Source organism: Chryseobacterium sp. MHB01 (assembly GCF_034651565.1).
Lineage (GTDB): Bacteria > Bacteroidota > Bacteroidia > Flavobacteriales > Weeksellaceae > Chryseobacterium > Chryseobacterium nepalense.
The window spans coordinates 266692-289593 of record NZ_JAYEDA010000003.1 but is presented as its reverse complement, the minus strand read 5'-3'; the positions used below and the strand labels follow the sequence as shown (position 1 = coordinate 289593).

The window sequence follows — 22902 nt, the reverse complement described above, 5'->3', positions numbered from 1 at the left end:
AATATTGATCTGCTTTATTAGAAGGGTTTAATTTAAATTGCTTTAAAACAGACTTATTAATAATATCCTAAAACTTTCATCCAGATTCCGCCAAGTCCCATATAAATAATCAATAAAACAATTCCGATTTCAAGTCCACGCAGCCACCACGATTTCAGATCAACATAACCACTTCCGAAAAACACAGGCGCAGGGCCATGCCCGTAATGCGTGAGTACACCGTAGATAGATCCTAAGAAACCAAGCATCATTGCCAGGAGCATTGGCGGAATTCCTACAGCAATTCCTACCGCCAGTAAAGCGGCATACATGGCGGCAACGTGTGCCGTGGCACTCGCAAAAATATAGTGACTGAAAAAATACACCAGAATAATAACCGGAAAAGCAACAGTCCACGTCATACCTCCGATTTTTTGTTTAATAAGATCACTGAACCATCCGATGAATCCCAGTTCATTTAAGGAACTTGCCATCATCACCAGAACCGCAAACCAGACAATGGTGTCCCATGCTCCTTTTTCAGATTTCACATCTTCCCAGGTAAGAACCGATGTGAGTAACAGTAACGTAAGACCGATGAAAGCTGTTGTTGTAGCATCAATAGACAGGCTTCCTCCAAAAATCCAGAGCGTAAGCAATATGAAAAACGCAAAAAGCATGAGCCATTCATTTTTGCTGATAGGGCCCATTTCTCTCAGTTTTTCGGCGGCCATTTTCGGGGCATCACCTGTTTTTTTCAATTCCGGCGGATAAAGTTTATATAAAACCAAAGGGACGATGAAGAATGCTGCCAATCCTGGAATAAAGCCTGCCGCAGCCCATGACATCCATGTAATATTGACTCCCAGGTTAGCTGCAAATTTCTGGCACATCGGATTACTGGCGGTTCCCGTTAAAAACATCGAAGAGGAAATCAGATTCATATAATAACTGTTGAGCGTAAGATATGAGCCTAATTTTCTGTGCGTTTCAGGTTTTTCAGGTACCGAATCGAAACTGGTTGCCATTGATTTCATAATGGGATAAATAATTCCTCCGCCTCTGGCTGTATTGCTGGGAATTGCCGGAGCGAGACAGACATCTGCCAGTCCTAGTCCGTAAGCCAGTCCAAGAGAACTTTTACCAAATATCCGGATAAATAGAAACGCGATACGATTTCCCAGTCCGGTCTTGATAAATCCTCTGGCTATAAAAAAAGATATTCCGATCAGCCATATTACCTTATCTCCGAAACCGGAGAGCGCTTTGGTAATAGATTTTCCCGCATCTCCCGGAGCGATTACCTGCGTAAGTGCAGTAAAGCCGATAGCCATCATACACATCGTGCCCATCGGCGCCGCTTTAAGAATTATTCCTAAAATAGTAGCCGCAAAAATCGCAAAAAGATGCCATGCGTTCTCACTTACACCTTCCGGTACGGGAATGAACCAAAGGATAAGTGCTACTGCAAAAGTAATTGCAACATTTTTGATATTTATTTCTTTCATGATAATTTAAGTTTTTTAGAACCGGCTCTGTACCTGAATGATAAAGAGATTATTATTGTATTGCGTGGTATTTTCCACCTGATATTTATAACGGTCAATCTGCATCCCAATCTGAATTCGGGCTCCGTAATTTTTCAGAAATTCCAGGCCGAACATGGGAGTAATGGTTTGCCTCGGGTTTGAATGAACTCTAAAGCTTCTGTCTAAATATTCGTACCGGCAGGAAAGCTCAAAGGCACTAAGATTTCTGTGGTTGATTTCATAACGGATGTTCGGAAGGAAATAAGCTCCTCTGATCAGGTATTCATCGGGATTCCGGGGTCTTGTTTCGGGATCTTCCGAAAAATAAAGAGTATGATTCGTTGCCTGTTTTGCCTCAAGCTGCATATCCAGGCTCCATTTGGAATCAAACTGAATTAACGAGCTGATGTCTATTCCCAATGCATATACTTTTTGTCCAAAAACTTCTCCGATGCCACCGTTTAAGCCCAGGTTCAGATTATATTTTTCTGAGAAACCGAAAACAAGCCTTGTGGAATATTGTTTACCGTTATCATTGTCATTCACCTGGTTTTTACCATTACCGTTCACTACAGAAACGGCATACTGAAAAGGAATTTTACCCAGATTGAGCTGGCCTGTTGCTGAAAGACCAATCTGAAAGCTCGTCCAGCCCAGTCTACCAAATTCGGTATACTGATTGGACCAGTCCAACGATTTAATAATATCGATAGGGTAGGTCTCTTCGATCCCGAACCATGGGCGGAACTGCCCTACAGTGAATGCCAGCTTAGGATTAAAAGTGTATTTTAAATATGCATTCTCGAGCACTCTCGACTTAGGGTCATTTTTAAAATCCGCAAGATTAGCCAGCGCCACAACTTCCGTACGTTTGCTGATCTGGGCACGCATCTGAACTCTCATATATTTGATCATGAAATTATTATCAGTGCCGCTGTGATCAGAATGATGGAGTCCGTTTACATCCACGTCTTTACTCATTCCCACCAGATATCGGGCTTGGAAAAGCCCTTTTACCTGTAGTTGGGGATATTTTATATTTTCCTGTTCCGGTTTGGTGTATAATGAATCCGGTTTCTGAGCGGCAGTTAAACAAAAAAATATGATAAAGAAAGAGGTGGCAGCCTTTTTTGTAAGTAAAGCCATATCGTATTGTATTTGATTAATAAGATATCCGAATTACTTTAACCCTAAAAATGTAAAGGGTTTTGTTTCTTTAAAGCTCGTATTGGCTTTGCCGCTGTATGTCTGAAAATTGCTCAGGTCCAGTTTCATGGTCTTACCTTTTGGGCTGAGATCAAATTCCTTAAGATTTATCCAAAAAGTATTCGGAGTAAAAACGGTTTCAAAATAATACGTCAGATTTTTTTGATCGGAAACGGAACGCCACCTTGTGGAGGAAATATTAGGTTCTGTTTCGGAGGTAATTCCGTACGGAACAGAACAGTTTCGGATGACACTGAATACGCTTGCTACAGCGGTTCTTGTATCCGATGTCTGCGGAATGGCATTAATATAATAGGAAGCTCTTACAAAACGGTCGGCGGCGCGGTTGGTTCCGGGCAGCATTATTGTTCCGGGAATTCCTTTCCAGTAATTGTTTAGCGCAAGCTGCTGATCAAAAACAGGCGAGTTGGTCATTACAGTGTAATCTGAAGAATGGTGAATTACCAGCCTGCCTCCGATATATTCGAAAACGGCGCTGTCTCCGGACGCATCTGAAATGGAAAGATGAACGGTAGTAAAACGTTCTGTTCCGGGAATATAATCGCTTACAATGACGAAGCTTTCTTTTCGCGCAGCTTCCACGGCTTCTTTCACTGTTGCAAAATTATCAAGAAAGTATTGTGCCCATAAAGAGATGGCTATTCCTTTCTGCTTTCCTTTTGGATCAAATTTCGGGTACTGTGACTCTCCAAGCCAGAGAAGATTGGCTACAAGTCCGCTTTCATTCATTCCGTCGCAGGAGGCAATATCCCAGGAAGTACTTACTACGCTGCCGTATTTCGACTTCCATTTCATAGAAAGCGGTCCTACTTCACCATTTCTTTCTGTTCCTTTGGGAAGAATCCAGATGTTGGCAGGGATTTCATCTCGCCAATCCATTGATCGGGCAGTGATTACTGTGTTTTCCGGACCTTTATAAACGATCCTTGTACAGGCTTTGGAATGGGTCCATGCTCCAAAAAGAGCAGCTGACAGCAGACTCAGATAAAATGTTTTCATGATATAGTATTTTGTGTGATGACATTATTTTATGCAGTTATAAAATAGTATCCAATTGGTGAAATAAATGTAATGAAATAATTTTACAATCCCTGCATACCTGTTGACATAATTTTCCAGATCAAACGATCAAGGAATGATTGGGTAATGTTTTTAAAAAAGGTAACGTTTTTAAAAAGGTTATTGTAAAAATTAATCAGGAACAGGAATTCCTGCAGAAAAAATCATGAAAAGTTATTCTTGACGGATGATAAGAATGTTGTATAGAAGTTCAGCCATTGATATTACATTCAGTGACCAAAAAGCAAATTGAAATTCATAAGAAGATTTTTCCTATGCTTACTGACCAAACTCTATACGTAAGGATTTAATTAAGTTCGTAATTGGAAATAATCATGCTCAACATAAAGTGGATATAATTCTGGTCCGCTTCTTTTCTATTGATCAGTTTATTTTTATAATCATAAGAATTTAGCACTTTTGATAATTGCTGATAGGCATCAAATTTGTCATCTTTGATTTTTACCCTTAGATTTCCATCTCTTCTTTTAATAATTTCATCATCCAGTGTTCTTAGCTTAAAGATAACCTCGCATAATTTCGGATTAAAATTCATTTTACCGGTATATCTTTCAATAATATTTACCTTAAATGTATCAAATTTTATGGTGTTAAAAATAAGATTAGAGCCAGACTCCTGTGTGTTGAGCTCAAGCGTGTAGTTCATAAGTTTAAATTTAGTACAAATGTAATCAGAAGCTGAAAAAATTCAAAATAATTTGATCAACTAATGTACCATTTATATCAATTTTGTTTTTAATTTCAGAAAAGGGTAGGAGGCAACACTATTGAGTACCGAATTTCTTCACCCGGATTTTCTTTTCTTTCACTTTAATAGTGAACGGACTGAGTTCGGCTATTTTTCCCGGTTCAACATTAAATTCCTGAAGGATATTCTCACAATAAGTATTGGAAGGCAGCGAATTTTCATTCAGTTTTATCTTGTAATTGCCGGATTCTATGAATGATATGATCTCCCCGTTGTCATCTGATATTGTGTGTCTTACAAGTGTGTCATCCTTATAGATGTCGAAAGCAATAGCCGCCAGTTTGGGATCGAATTCAAGTGAGGTTTTGGCATCAAAATCATAAGTTACTTTCCCGTGAACCGTTCCGTTCTGATGCAGCGGAATTTCTAAAGAATGGTTGTGCGTAGTTACATCAAAGGCTGCTTCATCATAATACCACCCCTGCTGAATAACCTGTCGCAAATTATATTTGTTATAAGGAATCGCACGATATTCAATATTTCCATTGTCATCTGTTTTAAATGATATATTGTTAATCATAATAATATATCCTGCAGCTTTTTCGTCTCCGTCATCATAAACATTATTATTATTTCGGTCATAATATACAAAAGCTTTAATATTACTTTTCTTGCCCGGATCGAGGTTATTGCTTCTTAAATTAATCGTAACCCCGGCTTCTATTGTGAAAAGATTATTGGTGAAATTATTAAGGGAATAATTAAACCATGAAGAATTCAGATAGAACCCGTACTGCTCTTTTGAGTATTTCAGATTGACAAATCCTGAAGGAGATTTTCCATAAAGTGTATCTTCTGTGTAAGACAGCCCGGAATTGATGCTCAGCTTTCCATGAAGCATATTGTGGGTAACAAATGCTGAAGCTGAAGATTTTTCATAATTGCTGTTAATGGTTAATAATTTAGAAAATGCAAATTCTGAAAGGTAATAGCTTCCATACTGGTAAATAAACTGGAAATTAAGCCACTTGTAAGCATATGTTCCGGTAAACCGCATCTGATATTGATTGGCATCGCTGTCAGGATAATTTACAAGTCCCGTTTCAATACCCAATATGGATGAATGCTTCCTGTCCGGGCTGGACCAGCTTACACGTTCCACCAGCCTTTTCGCGCTCATTTCTTTAAGATCCCTGCTTTGGGCAAGCCCTAAAAAAGAATTATAAGTATTGGAATTTTCATTCTGATACTGAAGGCTTATGCTTAATCCGAAATTTTTTCTTTTAGGAAAATTGAATCCCGTTTCCAGCCTGCTGCTGTTGGTCTCCAGGTTATTATCGAAAAAATAGAATTTAGGAGAAAAATTGGACACCATGAAGTTGGCGTAAATAGATTTGTCGTTAAATAAACTGCTGGAAATATTCTGCTGAATCTGGAATATTCCTCTCTGGTTTCCCGGATAATAGTTGGAGCTGAAAGAATAGTTACCGCTCAGGTTAATTTTATTGATGGTTCCTGAGTATTGTGTTTCTATTGCACCGGATGGTTTTGTAGTATTGATCGTTTCATAAATGCTCATCCCGCTGAATAATTTACCGCTCATTTTCCATTCTTTATTAAAAGCATACTGGAAATCGGTTCCCAAAAGATTATGCTTTACATGTTCGAAAGGATCACTTTTAAAGATATAGGCTGCTGAAATATTGCGGGTTGCATTGCTTGCTCCCAGTGTGCCGCGTACATAAAATCCATATCCCAGTTTCAAAAAACGGGTCCTGTCGATAAGGCTGAAACTCTGGTCTATAAACCCGAATTCAAGCTTTTTGTCTTTATCCGCAGACGTAAAAGCATATTCTGCGCCTCTTCCGTACAGCGAGACTTCAATGATTTTGGTAATGTTTCCGAGGGTAAACTCATTCTGCTCTCTTTTATACGTTATAAAAGTATTGTTCACTACAGGATCTTCCGGCCCGTTGGTTTTGTAAATGTTTCCTCTGATTGAAACATATCCGGAAGGAAGGTTAAAGCCTCCCGAACCAATAACCTGATATAAATACGTTTCCCTCCCCAGATAGCGTAAGCTCGTTGTAATGCTGTTTTTGGTGTAGCTGAGCGTATTGTTGTCTAAAGAGTGATACCGTTGCATGGAAGAGTTATTCTGAATGGAGACCGTACTGTTTCCGAATATTTCTTTATCAGGTTCTCTGAAACCAACGACATTTACACTGAACTGAGGAATTTTAACCATATTAGCGGAAGGTCTGAACCTGTAAATAAACACCGAATCTTTCTGTACCGAGATGCTTCCTTTTTGCTCTGCAAAAAAACTTCCCTGGTCTGTTTCCGGAATTTTAAATACAATAGTAACATTCTGTTTTTTATTGCCTAAATTCGATACCCTCGCTCTTATTTCTATAGAATCGTTCACATTACTCATGTAGATAACAGGAATATCCGTACTAATCGCCATGGAATTGTTTTCTGCAATGGTGTGAGAAAGGGTATGTGTTTTTATAACATTATTCTGTAAGTCTGTAAGGGTAAATTCTATTTTGCTTTCTCCGAAATCGGCATTGCTGTTTACAAGTATTTTCAGGGGCAAAAATAAATTTCCTCCTGCGGGTATTTCAATGTCTGAAGCATTTACTGAGATATTTCTGAAACCTTTTGGAACAATAATATTCAGTTTGCCTTTAAAAGGATTTTGAGAATCATTTTTAATTTCAGCAATGGTACTTATAATACGATCCTGTCCTAAATTGGAATCGTTCCGGATTTCCATGGTAATTCCATTACCGGTTTGTGCGGAAACCAGTGCAGAAATGAAGGAAATAAGAAATACAAATAAAATTCTCCGGAATTGGCTTGAAAACATTTTGTTTTATTGAGGTGTTATCTCGTACTGAAGAGTTGCGGTATAATCGTCTGATTTTGCATTGATAAAAATTTCATCATTATGAATGGTAGAATATTTCACATCATAATAAATCATATTTCCCTGCGTAGCATTTCCTTTGGCAACAATTTGTGACGCTGCACTTAATGAGATAGGATACACGTTTATATTGGGTGTCGCTGAAGAAAGTGCCAGTTTTACAGCATCTATCGGAATGGTATTACCATAAGACGAAGTAAACTGAGACTGCAGTGATTTCAGTTTAATCTGATAATTGGTATTGCTTTTCACCATCAAAGCATTGTTGTACATTACACTTACTCCGTTGGTGTAATCATCCATGGTTTTGAATTCCAGTAACGCATTTTGTGCATTCGGTGCAAAAGTAAGTGACATTTCAGGAATATCCACAGGGGGAGTTCCGGATAATGTACCAATCTGGATTTCAAAGTTATGGTTCATTTTACCGATAACATTGTTGTATTTATCATACATGGTAAATTCTACCGGGGCATAGAATTTCATCCACGCAGGGTATGTACCAAGATAAGCTCCTCCCATTACGGTAAGGCTGAATTTTATCTGCAGGTTATAATATCCGTTCGGCTGTGAAGGCTGATTGTACAATGGTGCATTAGAATCCGGAACCAGAAATACTTCCTGGCCATCCTGAAGAATAACATTAAGGGGCATCCCAATCTGCGGAATGGTAGGAACCGGCCCGGGCTCTCCCTGTCCTGAAGAGGCTACAGGATGAAGTGATATTTTGTTTCCCGGAATGGTATAATTACCATCAGTAGATTTTATGGGCTGTTTCAGTTTTGCAGACAGACGCCATGAAGGAATATTAAAATTGCCGTTTCCGCTCAACATGGCGGTGTAAGCGTCGGGATTTGTGTTTCCTTCGTAGGAATTTATCTGAATGTAACTATTTACCCAAGAATAATATGAAATTTGTGAATAGCAATATTGACTTAATAACAGTACTAATACTGTGATTATTTTAATCATACGTGAAGTTTAACTCTCCGAGTTCAAGGTTATTATCTCCGTAATCAATCATTACGGAAGCTGTATATTTTCCTTTCGGAAGATCTGCAGGAAGTGAGATCCCCATTTCTCTTTTATTACCGGGTAAGGTATAAAATATGATAGGATCTATGGAAAACTTCTTGCCGTCTTCAATATTTACAAAATCTGCGTATACTTTACCGTCTGTCCAGATATTTCCCTGATTTTCAAAAAAAAGGTTAAGCTGTTTTTTAGTTTTATCAAAGATGAGGTTCTGGATTTCGATTTTTTTAGTCTTCGCTGATGGAATTTTATGAAAGACCTTAATACCAGAGCGGATACTTACTTTGATTTTTGCGCCCTTATTATCCACATCATCTACAGGATTCATCTGGCTTACAAACAAAACAGCGGTGTGTGCCGCCAATGTATCCGTAGGTTTTGTGGGTACGGTAATGGTGACATCTATGTCTTTTCTTTCTCCCGGTGCCAGTGAAAAATAATTATCTTCTTTTTTTACACTGATCCATCCCGCGCAGGAATTTTTCAAGGTATTGGCTGCGTACATAAGATTTTCACCTTTTTCGCTATATTCCCAATCTCCGAGGCTTACCGCAAGATCCAGCGTATTTTTTGTACTTACGTTGGTAATGGTAATAGTTTGTGTGTTACTGTTTCCCGCAGTAGATTCGAAATACAATCTTGGGGGAGACACGGAAACACCTGTTTGTGCGTAATTCAGGGAGAAAAGCAAAACGAATATAAAAAAGTAAATGCGATGATGTATTGTATAGGTCTTGTTCATCATGAAATTTAAGACTAAAACAGCATGAAAAATGCCACAATTTCTTGTAGCATTTTTTATTTTATAAATAGATCTACAATATTATTGTGCAATAATGGTGTAGGTAAGCTCAGTACTGTATACTGTAGGATCCTGTCCTGCGATATAATTGTCAAGGTAAGCATTTCCTCCTGCACCTTTGTATTCAACACTGATTTTTTTGTTTACACCTCCGGCTGCAGATGTTACCAATGTTGTTTCGTTGGCAGAAAGAGTAGTGCCTTGTGCATATTGTGCTCCGTTTACAGCATCTGTACCTGCAGACGCTTTAATCTGGATGGTATTAGCCTGAATGTTTTTACCGCCGTTTTGTAAAGCTGCACTGGCGCTTTTTACTTTTACCTGGAATCCTCCTGTACTGTAGATTGTTAAGTGATCTGCATTAAGAGAAGAAACTCCGTTTGCATAATCATCTTTCGTTACATAGTCTAAGTTTACAATTTTCTGAGAATTGTTAACTACCAAAGTCTGGATTGGTTTTAATCTTACGTTTAACGTAACAGTTTGTTGTGCTCCTACAGTTATGAACCCTAATAACGCAGCAGAAGCTAGAATACACTTTTTCATAAATTGATTATTGTTTTTTAATTTTTAATTCAAAAATTATGGTGCAAATGTATATACTTCTTTGAGTAGCGTTATTGTGAAAAAAGACTATTTTTTTGTGATTTTTGTCGCTGATAATAAGCAACATAAGAATATACTTTTATTGAATATTCAATAAAAATTATTTATGAAAGTGGAAATAACTCCACAAATGACGATTATTTTATCGTTAAATAATCATTAATTAATTATGAGTGGAAAATTAATAAATCTTTAATTCTATAAAATTTTATTTTTAATATTAATTTTTTCTTCTAATTGGACATCATTGTTAAAATATAGTAGTTGTTGTCCGTATTTGAAGTATAATTTTTTTCTTCTTTAGCATGGTGATTAATTTCAAATGTTTTTTCAATAACACCTTTTTCATAGTTAATAAGATTGTATGCTTTATCTTTTTCCCCAAAAAGATGTCCAGAGTCTGAATTTTTTAAACCCGCAAACTGATTTTGCATATTTTGCTGCATGATAATTTCAAATCCGGAAGGACTTGAGATAACAACAAAACTGGATTCCTTATTAACTTTTGTTTCGGGTGAATTTATAACCGCAGGGTTTATAGCCAGCATCTGAACAGGGTATAAACGTACATTCACAGTAGTTCCGTCGTGTTGAGCACTGACAGAAGTAAAGGCCAGAAGACAAAATACTATGAAAAAATATTTGATGTACATTTTCTGATTTATCACCGTGTGGTTACTTAATCAAATATACAAATATTTTTCAATTATCTCATTTCTGAAGGGTTTTTTTTTGTGTGTTTTTTAAAAAAATTTGTAAAGTTGCCTTCATCGCTGAATCCCAGCTCATAAGCGATTTGAGAAATCGTATAGTTGGTATAGCTGAGCATTTTTTTAGATTCTGCTATAAGTTTTTCAATGATAACGTGTTTCGCGCTTTTTCCCAAAACATATTCAGTCATTTCAGTGAGTTTTCTTGGGGTAACATTTAGCTCGGATGCATAATGGGAAACTTTTTTTGCAGTCTTGTAATCTCTCTGTAAAGTAACTTTGAACTTATTTACACAATAAAGATAATCAAATTTTACATCTTTTTTTACTTCTTCGGTGGGAATATGAATAAACGCTTCCAGCATTAATCTCTCAATTGCATTGTGGGCAGCAGAAAGATAAAGACTTTTGTCTTTTTTGCGGAAAGTATCCATTCTGTCCATGAAGACCACCCGCATTTCTTTTATATTAATAAAAGGAGCGATGAAGATGTCGGAATTATAATTGAAAAACAGTTGTGAATTTATAAACAAGCTGTCTTTTATAGACCTTTCGTAGAAAGTAGAAGAAAATGTAATGAGGAAGGTATCGGAACCTCGTGCTTTTAAAAACTGTACATTTTTTTGAGGTCCTACAAAAACGATATTTCCGGCGGTTATGTCATATGAATTATTTTCTACTATCAGCTGAAGATCTTCCATAATAATATAGATGCAAAAGTATTCAAGCGTGTTAAACTGTCTTTTATTATTGTTTCTCTTTATAATCTGATCCAAACGGTTGATGCTGAAACCATTTTCCCTTAACTGATCTGTAATAATATACATATTATGTTTTAGTAGACTTAATAATGGGCTAAGATAATTTTTTACAAAGATTATATCGATATTATTAGATTAGAAATAATTCTATAATTAGTATGGAATTATATAGTATTTTTTATATCAAAAACTGGTCCTGAAAAGAAAATGATGTTATTGTTGGTATTAAAATATAGTTAATCAATTAATGATAATTTCAAATAATTTTTATCAGTAGTCATACAATATTCTCTTAAAAATAAACAGCTGACATTCATTTCTAAAATCAATAAGTATTTTAATTATCCACAATATTGCGGTATTAAAAGTTGTAAGAGTATTATGCTGAATGCTATTTATTTATTGATCTAAAGCGTGAGATATCGTATGGATATTCCTGCTGCGTAGAATTATTTGCAATTATTATACACATAATTTATTATCTTTGGCGTGCTGAAATTGTATTGTATTTAAAATGAAAATGGTGTGTGACACTGCAATAGCTCTTTCAAAAAAAGAAATGTTTTTAACTTCAGAGAGTTAGAGCTTAAGCCGTAATTCCGGGTTGCAGTTGCTGCGCTCTGGTTGTTTTTAATGCCGTTTTCATTTATTTGCATAAAATACATACTGTATAATTGATACGCATTTTCTTGACCTGTTATCAATGTTTCTAACCGTAGCTGCTGCTTTTTTGTTATTCGTTATATATAATTATAATGATGAAATGTTGATGATCATTTAATTTTAATGCTATATTAAATTAAGAAAAGAAAGCATATATTTATATGAAAAAATATAAATGAATTTTTGATGGGAGTATATTATAATTGAATAAAAAATAATACAATTTAATTATGCTGATAATCTGATAATTCCATTTTATGATAAATAATATTCTTCTTATTATAGCATTTCGGCAGAAAAATTGATATAAGAAAGCATTAAAAAATCACACATAAAGTGTGATAATGGATTTATAATATAAACTTTTAAAATAAGATGGCTCTCTTAAACAGAGTGCCGTCTTAGCAGAGTGAATGAATATGAATAAAAATATCATTACGTATCTATTATTGATATCAATTACCTTACTTTCCTGCAAGCCCAAGCAGAACATGGTCTATATGTCTAAAAGCAACATGGAAGAAGAAGTTGCAAAAGCGAAATACGACGGACTGCGCATTCAGGAAGGAGATGTACTTCTCGTCCTTGTCTCCGCACTTGATGAAGCTGCAGTGAAACCCTTCAATCTTAACACCGCCAATAAAGTTGGAAGTGAGAACAGCACAGGAATTAACCAATATGTGCAGCCAAGTGAATATCTTGTAAATGAAGAAGGGTATATCAATTTTCCAGTTCTTGGACCTGTATTTACGAAAGGTATGACGCAAATCCAGCTGAAGCAGGATCTGGAGTCCCGTCTGAAAAGATATCTTACTGATCCTTTGGTTACCATCACACTTAAAAACTTCAACGTCAGTATTCTTGGAGAAGTTAAACAGCCCGGACAAAAGGAAAGTGTTTCTCAGAAAATTAACATTTTTCAAGCGCTTGGTTTGGCAGGAGATATGACGGATTTCGGCGACCGTACCCAAGTAAAGCTTATCCGTACAAAAGATGATGGTAATGACGAAATTGTTAATCTGGATCTTACAAGATCAGACATTGTAAGCTCACCTTATTATTATATGAAACAAAACGACATATTGTATGTGCAGCCTGATAAAAACAAACAGATCCAGGCTAATTCTAATCCGAACAGAGCTCTTACCTTCCAGATTATTGGTGCAATATTAACAGCAGCTACTCTAATTGTTGCTCTAAAAAGATAAATGTAAATATGCAGCAGTTAGAATTACAAGAGAAAGAAGAGAAAGTTGATCTAAGAAAAACCATCGCCAAATATCTCAACAAATGGCCATGGTTCGTTGCATCTGTCCTGATTTGCATATTAGGTGCTTATATTTATCTCAGATATAGTGTTCCTAAATACCAGACAAAGACTACCCTTAAATTTGATAAAAAAGAAAGCGATCTTACTTCCGCGTTAGCCGATCTTTCCAACCTGGGTACAGGCCTCGGAAATTCAGATGAATTAAAAAGTGAGGCAGCTGTAGTTACTTCAAGACCAATTTTAATGCAGGTTGTGAAAAACCTTCATCTCAATGTAGAGTATTTCAATACCGGTGAGATTAAAGATTCCCAGCTGTTTACAGAACTGCCCATATCCGGGAGAATTCTCAATTTTAAAAAAGATTTTGTATCATCAGAATATTATATAAGAAAAATTAATGGCGATGAGTTCACCCTGACGAGCGAAGCGCACGGTAAATTTACGGGAAAATTTGATGTGCCTTTAAAACTCGATTTCGGAACTGTTATTTTAACCAGAAACCGACAGCTCGTTCTTAAGCCGGATTACAAAGTTATTTTCTGGAATCCGATCGAAAAAGTAAAAAAACTTGAAAAAACAATTCAGGTTACTTTACCCGATGAAAAGGCTCTTCTTATGGATATTACCCTGATTGGTACAGTGCCGGATAAATCGGAGAGAATCCTTAATGAAGTTACCCGTCAGTATAACTTAGATGGGCAGAAAGATAAAAACCTGCAGGCTGAAAATACCCAGAAGTTTATCGATAAAAGACTGGAAGTGATTACCCGAGATTTGTCAGGAGTAGAAAATCAGAAGGAAGATTTCCAGAACCGTAATCGTATTGTTGACCTTCAGGCACAGGCAGAACTGGCTCTGCAAAATACCAGTGAAAATACAAAATCACTTCTTCAGCAGCAGGCCCAGCTTGATCTTCTGAACTCTCTTACTGCGGAAGCCGCAAAAGGCAATAATCAGCTGATGCCTTCCAATCTTGGGCTTAATCCATCACTGGAACAGTCTATTGCGCAATACAATCAGATGCTTATCAGTAGAAATAAAACGCTGAAGCAGGCTACCAGCGAAAACCCTGCTGTTATTGAAATGAACAGGGAAATTGCTTCTTTAAAAGATATCATCAGAGATAATATCAGGGAGCAGAAAGATGCGGTAAAAGCTACTATTTCACAAATCCAGAATCAGATTACAACAAGCAACAGCCTTATAGAAAAAGTTCCCGGACAATCGAAAGTATACAGAGGAATTGAACGTCAGCAGAATCTTAAAGAACAGCTCTTCTTATTCCTTCTTCAGAAAAGGGAAGAAAATGCGATAAACTTATCCGTGGATGTTCCTAAAGCTAAAATTGTTAACCCTGCATTTACAGATGATATACCGGTATCTCCTAAAGGAAATATTATTCTTATGGGAGCTTTCTTCCTTGGGTTATTATTACCATTCGCTGTCTTCTATATCGTATTTATCGTAGATGATAAGATTTATAACAGAGATGATATAAAAGCCCGTTCAGGCTTGGGCGTACTGGTAGATATCCCTTCATTAAACGAAGATGAAAACCACCTGGTACAAAAAAACGACTTCTCAGAACTTGCAGAATCATTCAGAGTGTTGGTTTCCAACCTTAAATTTGTTTTGCCTAAAAAAGATTCGGCTAAAGTGATTATGGTTACTTCTTCCGTAAAAGGGGAAGGGAAAACCCTTGTATCCGTTAACCTGGCATTAACAATTGCCAATAAAAACGGAAGAGCCCTGCTGATAGGTTCAGATATCCGGAATCCGCAGATTCAGAGATATGACAGTGAGCCTGTAAAAAGAAAGGGTCTTACAGAATATTTATACGATGAATCTGTAGATGTGGAAGATCTCATTCATACGTCTTATACCAATCCGTACTGTGATGTAGTTTACGCAGGAACCATTCCTCCGAATCCTCAGGAACTTCTTTCCAATGGAAGATATCAGAAGCTGATTGCTCAGATGGCATCTCAATATGCTTACATTATTATAGACTCGGCTCCGCTTATGCTGGTTTCAGATACCCTGAGCATAGCAGATGTTGCTGATGCTACATTGTATGTAGTAAGATCGGGAGTTTCAAGAAATGTTCTTATTGATTTTGCGGAAGATCTGGTAAAAGAATCAAAACTAAGAAACGTATCGTTTGTGGTAAATGATGTTTCCAAGAAAGCAAGAGGATACGGATATGGTTATAATTATGGCTATGGTTATGGCTATAATAATAAAGAAACTGAAAAAAGTTGGTGGAATAAAATTTTTAAATCATAAAAATGGGTAAAATTTTAATTACGGGAGGAGCAGGGTTCATAGGCTCCAACCTTACGGAGTACTTTTTAAATAAAGGCTATCAGGTAGTCTGTCTGGACAATTTTTCAACCGGACACCGCCACAATATCGAGCCTTTCTTAAAAAATCCGGATTATAAACTGATTGAAGGAAGCATCTGCGATCTTGAGGTCTGCAGAACCGCAATGGAAAATGTAGATTATGTGTTGCATCAGGCGGCATTAGGGTCTGTTCCAAGATCAATCAACGATCCCATTACCAGTAATGAAGTTAATGTTTCAGGTTTCCTGAACATGCTTGTTGCAGCGAGGGACGCAAAAGTTAAACGTTTCGTGTATGCTGCATCATCTTCTACATACGGCGACTCGGCTGCACTTCCGAAAGTGGAAGAAGTGATCGGAAGACCGTTATCTCCCTATGCGATTACAAAATATGTTAATGAGCTGTACGCAGATGTTTTCTCTAAAACCTACGGGATAGAATGCATCGGGCTAAGATATTTCAATGTATTCGGACGCAGACAGGACCCGAACGGTACTTACGCAGCCGTAATTCCGTTGTTTGTAAAACAGCTGATGAATCACCAGTCTCCAAAAATCAACGGTACGGGAGATTATTCCAGAGACTTTACTTACGTTGATAACGTGATCCAGATGAATGAGCTGGCGATGCTTACCGAAAATCCGGAAGCTGTAAATACCGTTTATAATACGGCAGTGGGAGACCGTACCACATTAAATGATCTCGTACATTATATTAAAAAATACCTGAGTGAATACGACGGAAATATAGCTGATATCGAAATCGTACATGGCCCGAACCGCGTAGGAGACATTCCCCATTCACTCGCATCAATTGAAAAAGCTAAAAACCTTTTGGGATACAATCCCAGCCATACTATTGAAAATGGTCTGAAAGAGGCTATTAAATGGTATTGGGAAAATTTAAAATAAACTATTTAAAAGAATTTTTGTGGAAAAACAATATAAAATTGCCGTTATCGGTCTTGGGTATGTAGGATTACCGCTGGCCCGTTTATTTGCAACACAATATCCTGTAGTAGGATTTGATATCAATCAGAAAAGAATTGAAGAATTAAGAACAGGAAACGACAGTACGCTCGAAGTCGAAGCTGATGTTTTACAGTCGGTTTTAGTCCATCAGAGTCCTTTTAATGATGAAAAGGGAAAAGGATTCTTTGCTTCAGCTGATATTGAAGATATTAAAGATGCAAATATCTATGTGGTCACTGTACCGACACCTGTAGACAAGCATAATCGTCCGGACCTTACTCCGCTTTACAAATCTTCTGAAACCGTAGGAAAGGTTTTGTCTAAAGGTGATATTGTAATTTACGAATCTACCGTTTATCCCGGTGCCACTGAAGAAGAATGTATTCCTGTACTGGAAAGAGTGTCGGGCATGAAATTCAATGAAGATTTCTTTGCAGGCTATTCTCCGGAGCGTATCAACCCGGGAGACAAAGAACATACAGTAGAAAAAATTCTAAAAGTAACCTCCGGTTCTACACCGGAAATCGGCGAAATTGTAAACAGTTTATACCAATCTGTTATTGTAGCAGGTACCCATCTTGCACCTACCATCAAAATTGCTGAAGCGGCCAAAGTGATTGAAAACTCCCAGAGAGATATCAATATTGCATTCGTGAATGAGCTGGCGAAAATTTTCAACCTTCTCGAAATCGATACGCATGAAGTACTGAAAGCGGCAGGAACAAAATGGAACTTTTTGCCTTTCAAGCCGGGATTGGTTGGAGGTCACTGTATTGGAGTGGATCCTTACTATCTTGCACAGAAAGCACAGGAAAACGGCTATCATCCCGAAATCATCCTTGCAGGACGCAGACTTAATGATTCTATGGGACAATATGTAGCGTCTGAACTTGTGAAATGCATGATCAAGAAAAATATCAACATCAACGGTGCGGAAGTTCTGAATTTGGGAATAACATTTAAAGAAAACTGTCCTGATGTACGCAATACGAAAGCCGTAGATGTAATCTGCGGACTTGAAGATTACGCATTGAAAGTAACTACTTTCGATCCGTGGGCAAATCCTGAGGAGGTGGATCATGAATATGGTCTTCAGGTAGTGAACGAAATTCCGGAAAAGAAATTTGATGCGGTGATTCTTACCGTTGCCCATAAAGAATTTATGAATCTTAATCTCAAGGATTACCTGAAAGAAAACGGTGTAATCTACGATGTGAAAGGAATTCTGGCAGATTGTGATTCCAGATTATAACAAAAGCAGTAAGACGATAATATGCCATTAATGTCAATAAAGTCTAAAATATCTGGTTCAGGTTTCGTTAAAAAACTCGTATTAGGTACTTTTTGGATGACCTTCGGATCATTGATGTCCAGAGGATTGTTTTCCTTAGCGTCGATAGTATTGGCAAGGATTTTAACTGTTTCTGAATTCGGGGAATTCGGAATGATAAAATCAACCATAGATAATTTTCTGATATTTGCTTCATTGGGAATCGGCTTAACGACAACAAAATATATTTCTGAGCTGAAGGACGATCATAAGCAGGAAGCTTCTTCCATGCTCGGAGCATCGCTGTCACTCGTAGTATTGCTCAGTTCAGCCGTTGCAGTAATTATCATGCTGTTTTCCGGACCGATATCCGGAACCTTTTTAAACAATCAGGATCTCCAGATCCCGCTTATCATAGGAGGAGGTACCCTGGTTTTTATTTCTCTGAACGGAACGCAGATGGGCGCGCTGCTTGGTTTTCAGGCATATCGCAAGAACTCCACTGCAAATATCCTTCAGGGTTTGTTTCTGTTTTTAGGTTTAGTGATAGGAGGATATCTTGGTGGCGTAAAAGGAGCTTTACTGGGAAACCTGATTGCAATATTTTTAGTATCGATTGCTTTGCAGAAACTGGTAAGGGATGAAAGTAAAAAACAGTCTATCAGTGTAAGCTTTAAAGAATGGAAAGCTAGTGTACGGAAGATCTACAAATTTGCCATTCCGGCTTCATTAAGCACCATTATCGTTGCGCCGACAATATGGGTTTTAAATACCATGCTGGTTAATCAGCCGAATGGTTATAAGGAACTTGGGCTATATAGCGCGGTAATTATTTTCTCCACTGCTATTCAGATGTTTAACGGTGCTATCGGGAATGTTCTGCTGCCTATTTTTCTTTCCAAGTCAGAAGGAAAATCGCCGAAAAAAGAGTTCTTCAATTATTTCGGTTCATGGATTATTTCCATTATGATTGCTATTCCGCTGATTTTATTTCCTGAAGTAACTTCACTTATCTTGGGTAAAAAGTTTAGTATAGAACAAATTGTGCCTATTTTAGGCATGTCTATAATAACAACTCTTATCATTACCAACAGAGCGGGTGTTTCAAGAGATTTGATCGTAAAAAATAAAATGTGGCTCAGTGTTTTCAGTATGGGACAATGGGCAATTACGAATCTTATTATATTTTATTTTTTAAAAGATCTTGGAGCATGGGGATTTGCCTTTTCATATATGATTTCTTATGTAATTAATTATTTGGTTTTTGTTCCATATTTTATTAACAAAGGAATATCCCCCAGAATTATATTTTACAACAAATGGAATATGATTTTATGGCTAATGATAGCATCGCTTGTTGCAGTAAATGTTTATTATTTCGATGTTTTATTTCTTAGAATAATTATTTCTGTTATAATATTACTGATCATATTATTTTCAATTTTTAAACTGTATAAGGTATGTTTGCAAAAATTATAAATTTATACTGGAAATTATCAAGTTCTAAAATAATAAACCGAATTGGAAAAAGAGGCGAGAATGTTATTATTGGAACTCCTATAGATATAACCAAACCAGAAAACCTTCAGCTAGGAAATCATGTTTATATAGGACCGAATGCTTGGATTTCAACATATGGAACCGTTCAAATAATGACTGGAACGATCATAGGACCGAGATTAAAAATTTATACAGGTAATCACAATTATAACAGTGATAGACTTTTGCCTTATGATGAAATTACCATAGCAAAAAATGTTACTATAAAAGAAAACGTCTGGATTGGAGGTGATGTAACAATCCTTCCGGGTATAACTATAGAAGAGGGAGCCATTGTAGGAGCTTCTTCGGTAGTGACTAAAGATGTTCCTAAAGGTGCTATTATAGGCGGAAATCCTGCGAAAATCCTGAAATACAGAGATCTTGAAAAATATGATAAATTAAAACAAGAAGGAAAAATTTATCTGCAGGAAAAAACGAAAACAAACTTAAAAATGGTTGTGAAAAATTATGAAAGCAATATTTAGTGGATATTATGGTGCGAAAAATTCAGGGGACGATGCTTTTGTGGAAGTTTCAGCCTGGGGAAGCCGGAAATACTGGAATTCAACAGAACAGCTTTTCTTCGCCGCTGAATTGCCTACAATTTTAACACCGGCAGACCACTATTTTGCGCATAAAAACTATCTTTCTTTTGCACGGGCAGCCAAAGATATTATGTTAAGCGATGTCTTTGTGTCTGCAGGAGGATCTACATTCCATTCGGCATTGAAAAAAACGGATCTCCGTACTTATGCAAAGCTTAAGAAAAAATTGGGAATGAAAGGCCAAACCGGCGCCATAGGAATTTCATTAGGACCTTTTGTGAATGCCGCTGCAGAAAAAAATACACAGGAGTATTTAAAAACACTGGATTTTCTTGCATTACGGGATGATGTTTCTCATAAGCTCGCACTTACTTATGATCTGCCTTATGAACCGGTGAGAGCATTTGATCTGGCGGCGTTGCTTCCGGAAATATACCATTTTAATCCTGATAAGAATGCAGACAAAAAAGAATTTGTCATCGGGATCAGTGTTTGTCAGTATGAATCTTATACAAACGGTGATCTGAACAGGGAACGTAAAAGAAATCAGTTCATCGAGAATGTAATTAAAAATTTAAAGAAATACCACAATATTAAGTTTCGTTTTTTCGTTTTTAATGGTAATTCTATGAAAGGTGATCATAAGCTTACGATGGAAACAATCGGAAATCTTAATACAGATAACACATTGAATTTTGAAGTAGTAGCGTACAATCCTCTTGTAAAAGATACTTTTGAGAAAATTGCGGAATGTGATGCTGTGATCTCAACAAGATTACATGCGAGCATTTTTGCGTGCTACAGCAATACACCTTTTTTCCTTCTGGAATATCACAGGAAATGTACCGATTTTCTGAACGATGTAGGACAACCCGAAAAATACAGGGTCTTTGATGGTGATGCGGAAGTAGAATCAATCGTTGCGGAAATAGAAAAAATTGTGTTCAATAAAGAAATTACGGCTCCTCAATACATTCGGGAAACAACAGAACGTGCCCGGCTGAATTTTACCGCAACCTATAAAACCATATGATTACAGTAGTAATACCTTTATATAACAAAGAAAGAAGTATTTTAGATACAGTACATTCGGTTTTGGCCCAAACTTATAAGGATTTTGAGCTGGTTATTGTAAATGACGGATCGAAGGATAACAGTCTCCATGTTGTACAAGGCATCAATGATGTCCGTGTGGTAATTGTAGATAAAGAGAACGGGGGTGTTTCATCGGCAAGAAATGCCGGTATACTGGCCGCTAAAAACAACTATATCGCTTTTTTGGACGGTGATGATATCTGGCATCCCGAGCATCTGGGGATCCTCGCAGATTCTATGAAAATACTGGACAATGATGAAATCGGAGGGGTGGGATCAAGCTTTTATAAATCAAATTCAAAAGAATTTGACGGATCAAAGTTTAAAAGAGAAGAGGCGGTAATTATTGATGATTATTTCAATTTTATGTCTTCCTCAGCTCCCAGATTCAATTCTTCAACACTGATGGTAAAAAAGGATAAGGTACTGGAGACAGGCCTGTTTGATGAGCAGTTGAAATACGGTGAAGATGTAGATTTCTGGTACCGGCTTTTTTCAAAATATAAACTGATCTATAACAAAGCTGTTACCACCATCTATTTCATAGCGGCGGAAAACAGGAGTGTTCATTATGTAATGCCTCTGGAAAGAAGATTTCACCAGTTTGATTATGCAGGTAAAACAGCTTCCGAAAAAAGATATCTTGATAAGCTTGTTGCATTGATTGTACTGGATTATTTCAATCAAAAGGCCTACAAACAGGCTGGAATCATCTTAAAAATGTATGCTTCAAGAATGGTTGGAGTGATGCTGTACTTTATAGGATTAATTAAAAAGAAATTAAAATGAGAAAATATCTGGCGATCTTTCTGTTTTTAATACCTGTTTCATTATTTTTTGCCCAGGTTAAATATTTTGACCTTACGAAAGTACTTCCCAAAGGATATGTAACGGACGGAAGTGTAGATTATACCGAAGTTCTTCAGAAGGCAATTGATCAAAGCGGGGATATTACCTTTCCCAACTTTCCGGTTTTAATTAATGATAACGGACTTAAGTTAAAAAACGGATGCTCTTATACATTCCAGGCTAATTCCAAACTTATTTTAAAACCTTCCTTGAAGTCCGGGTACAATATGCTGGATTGTAATAATAAAGAGAATATTACAATTACCAATGCTGTACTGGTTGGAGATAAAAATACACATCTCGGCAAACAGGGAGAGTGGGGATTCGGGATCAGTGTAAGAGGATCAAAAAATATTACCATCAACAAAGCCAAAATTTATGACTGTTACGGGGATGGCATTTATATCGGCCGTCTTAACAATAAAATATCGGATAATATTACTATTACCAATACTCTGGTATCCAACAGCAGGAGAAACGGACTTTCAATAACTTCCGGAACCAATATTAAGGTCTATCATTCCAAATTTATGAATTCCAGCGGTAAAGGACCTTCAAGTGGCATCGATATTGAACCCAACAATGCGCAGGATGAGCTTAAAAACATTACCATCAGCGATGTTTCTACTGCAAATAATGAAAATTGGGGACTGCTGCTGAATCTTGTGAACCTGAGAAAAGATAACTCCATTAATAAGGATATTTCGATTACCATTACTAATTTTTCTGACAACAGATCAAAGTACGGAATGTCTATGTGGCTGAACAGGAAGAATAACTATTCCAGAAATATATCCGGTAGTATCACCCTGAATAATGTAAGCTTGCTTAATAATACGGAAGAACCTGTAAAATACTACGGAACTAATGATAATGCCATCAACGTTTCCGTAAACCAGCTCACCGTAGATTCAAAAAGCTATAGAAAACTACAGAATACCATCAACAGTTACCAAAACGATCAGCGAATTAAATTTAAACAACTGAAAACTAAATAAA

Annotated in this window: 19 protein-coding genes; 9 read left to right on the top strand and 10 right to left on the bottom strand. The window is 36.9% G+C overall.

Going from position 1 to position 22902, the window contains the following annotated elements; all coding sequences use genetic code 11:
- Positions 1–56 precede the first annotated feature (56 nt).
- The 10 genes from U9K52_RS07415 to U9K52_RS07370 all read right to left on the bottom strand — a co-directional run bounded on the left by U9K52_RS07415 (position 57) and on the right by U9K52_RS07370 (position 11418).
- On the bottom strand, positions 57–1487 hold the full coding sequence (locus U9K52_RS07415) for an anion permease (protein ID WP_322925809.1): 1431 nt from the start codon (positions 1485–1487) through the stop codon (positions 57–59).
- A 15-nt stretch (positions 1488–1502) separates the two neighbouring features.
- Positions 1503–2654 (bottom strand): porin, encoded by a 1152-nt coding sequence (locus tag U9K52_RS07410; protein ID WP_322925808.1) that lies wholly within the window; start codon positions 2652–2654, stop codon positions 1503–1505.
- Between the two features lie 33 nt (positions 2655–2687).
- Positions 2688–3734, bottom strand: coding sequence for a linear amide C-N hydrolase (locus tag U9K52_RS07405; protein WP_322925807.1), 1047 nt, complete (start codon positions 3732–3734; stop codon positions 2688–2690).
- A 367-nt stretch (positions 3735–4101) separates the two neighbouring features.
- Positions 4102–4461 (bottom strand): prevent-host-death protein, encoded by a 360-nt coding sequence (locus U9K52_RS07400; RefSeq protein WP_248392899.1) that lies wholly within the window; start codon positions 4459–4461, stop codon positions 4102–4104.
- 118 nt (positions 4462–4579) lie between these two features.
- A complete protein-coding gene (locus U9K52_RS07395; RefSeq protein ID WP_322925806.1) occupies positions 4580–7378 on the bottom strand; it encodes a hypothetical protein in 2799 nt (932 codons plus the stop codon).
- A 6-nt stretch (positions 7379–7384) separates the two neighbouring features.
- A complete protein-coding gene (locus tag U9K52_RS07390) occupies positions 7385–8410 on the bottom strand; it encodes a hypothetical protein (RefSeq protein WP_322925805.1) in 1026 nt (341 codons plus the stop codon).
- Positions 8403–9218, bottom strand: a complete 816-nt coding sequence (locus U9K52_RS07385) for a hypothetical protein (RefSeq protein ID WP_322925804.1) — start codon at positions 9216–9218, stop codon at positions 8403–8405. Before U9K52_RS07385 ends, U9K52_RS07390 begins: the two co-directional genes overlap by 8 nt.
- 78 nt (positions 9219–9296) lie before the next feature.
- The gene (locus tag U9K52_RS07380) at positions 9297–9821 is read right to left on the bottom strand and encodes a hypothetical protein (RefSeq protein WP_322925803.1); all 525 of its coding nucleotides are present in this window, start codon (positions 9819–9821) and stop codon (positions 9297–9299) included.
- Positions 9822–10114: 293 nt separating this feature from the next.
- Complete coding sequence (locus U9K52_RS07375) at positions 10115–10534, bottom strand: hypothetical protein (RefSeq protein ID WP_322925802.1); 420 nt, start codon at positions 10532–10534, stop codon at positions 10115–10117.
- 53 nt (positions 10535–10587) lie between these two features.
- Positions 10588–11418: a helix-turn-helix domain-containing protein gene (locus tag U9K52_RS07370; protein WP_322925801.1), complete on the bottom strand. Its 831-nt coding sequence runs from the start codon at positions 11416–11418 to the stop codon at positions 10588–10590.
- Between the two features lie 1016 nt (positions 11419–12434).
- Here U9K52_RS07370 and U9K52_RS07365 point away from each other — a divergent pair.
- From U9K52_RS07365 to U9K52_RS07325, 9 genes are read left to right on the top strand one after another with little or no spacing between them, the layout of a single operon-like run.
- A complete protein-coding gene (locus U9K52_RS07365) occupies positions 12435–13223 on the top strand; it encodes a polysaccharide biosynthesis/export family protein (protein WP_263603305.1) in 789 nt (262 codons plus the stop codon).
- A gap of 8 nt (positions 13224–13231) precedes the next feature.
- The gene (locus tag U9K52_RS07360; protein WP_322925800.1) at positions 13232–15571 is read left to right on the top strand and encodes a GumC family protein; all 2340 of its coding nucleotides are present in this window, start codon (positions 13232–13234) and stop codon (positions 15569–15571) included.
- Positions 15572–15573: 2 nt separating this feature from the next.
- Positions 15574–16542: an SDR family oxidoreductase gene (locus U9K52_RS07355; RefSeq protein ID WP_248392916.1), complete on the top strand. Its 969-nt coding sequence runs from the start codon at positions 15574–15576 to the stop codon at positions 16540–16542.
- 19 nt (positions 16543–16561) lie between these two features.
- Positions 16562–17854 carry a nucleotide sugar dehydrogenase gene (locus U9K52_RS07350; protein WP_322925799.1) on the top strand — a complete coding sequence of 431 codons (1293 nt, stop codon included), beginning with the start codon at positions 16562–16564 and terminating at the stop codon, positions 17852–17854.
- 30 nt (positions 17855–17884) lie between these two features.
- Positions 17885–19351: an oligosaccharide flippase family protein gene (locus U9K52_RS07345; protein WP_263603303.1), complete on the top strand. Its 1467-nt coding sequence runs from the start codon at positions 17885–17887 to the stop codon at positions 19349–19351.
- A complete protein-coding gene (locus tag U9K52_RS07340) occupies positions 19333–19899 on the top strand; it encodes an acyltransferase (RefSeq protein WP_282569132.1) in 567 nt (188 codons plus the stop codon). The genes U9K52_RS07345 and U9K52_RS07340 overlap by 19 nt, the downstream gene beginning before the upstream one ends.
- Entirely contained in the window at positions 19883–20992 is a 1110-nt protein-coding gene (locus U9K52_RS07335; protein WP_248392920.1) for a polysaccharide pyruvyl transferase family protein, read from the top strand. Before U9K52_RS07340 ends, U9K52_RS07335 begins: the two co-directional genes overlap by 17 nt.
- Positions 20989–21843: a glycosyltransferase family 2 protein gene (locus tag U9K52_RS07330; protein WP_248392922.1), complete on the top strand. Its 855-nt coding sequence runs from the start codon at positions 20989–20991 to the stop codon at positions 21841–21843. Before U9K52_RS07335 ends, U9K52_RS07330 begins: the two co-directional genes overlap by 4 nt.
- The gene (locus U9K52_RS07325; RefSeq protein ID WP_263603302.1) at positions 21840–22901 is read left to right on the top strand and encodes a right-handed parallel beta-helix repeat-containing protein; all 1062 of its coding nucleotides are present in this window, start codon (positions 21840–21842) and stop codon (positions 22899–22901) included. The genes U9K52_RS07330 and U9K52_RS07325 overlap by 4 nt, the downstream gene beginning before the upstream one ends.
- The last annotated feature ends 1 nt before the right edge of the window (position 22902 follow it).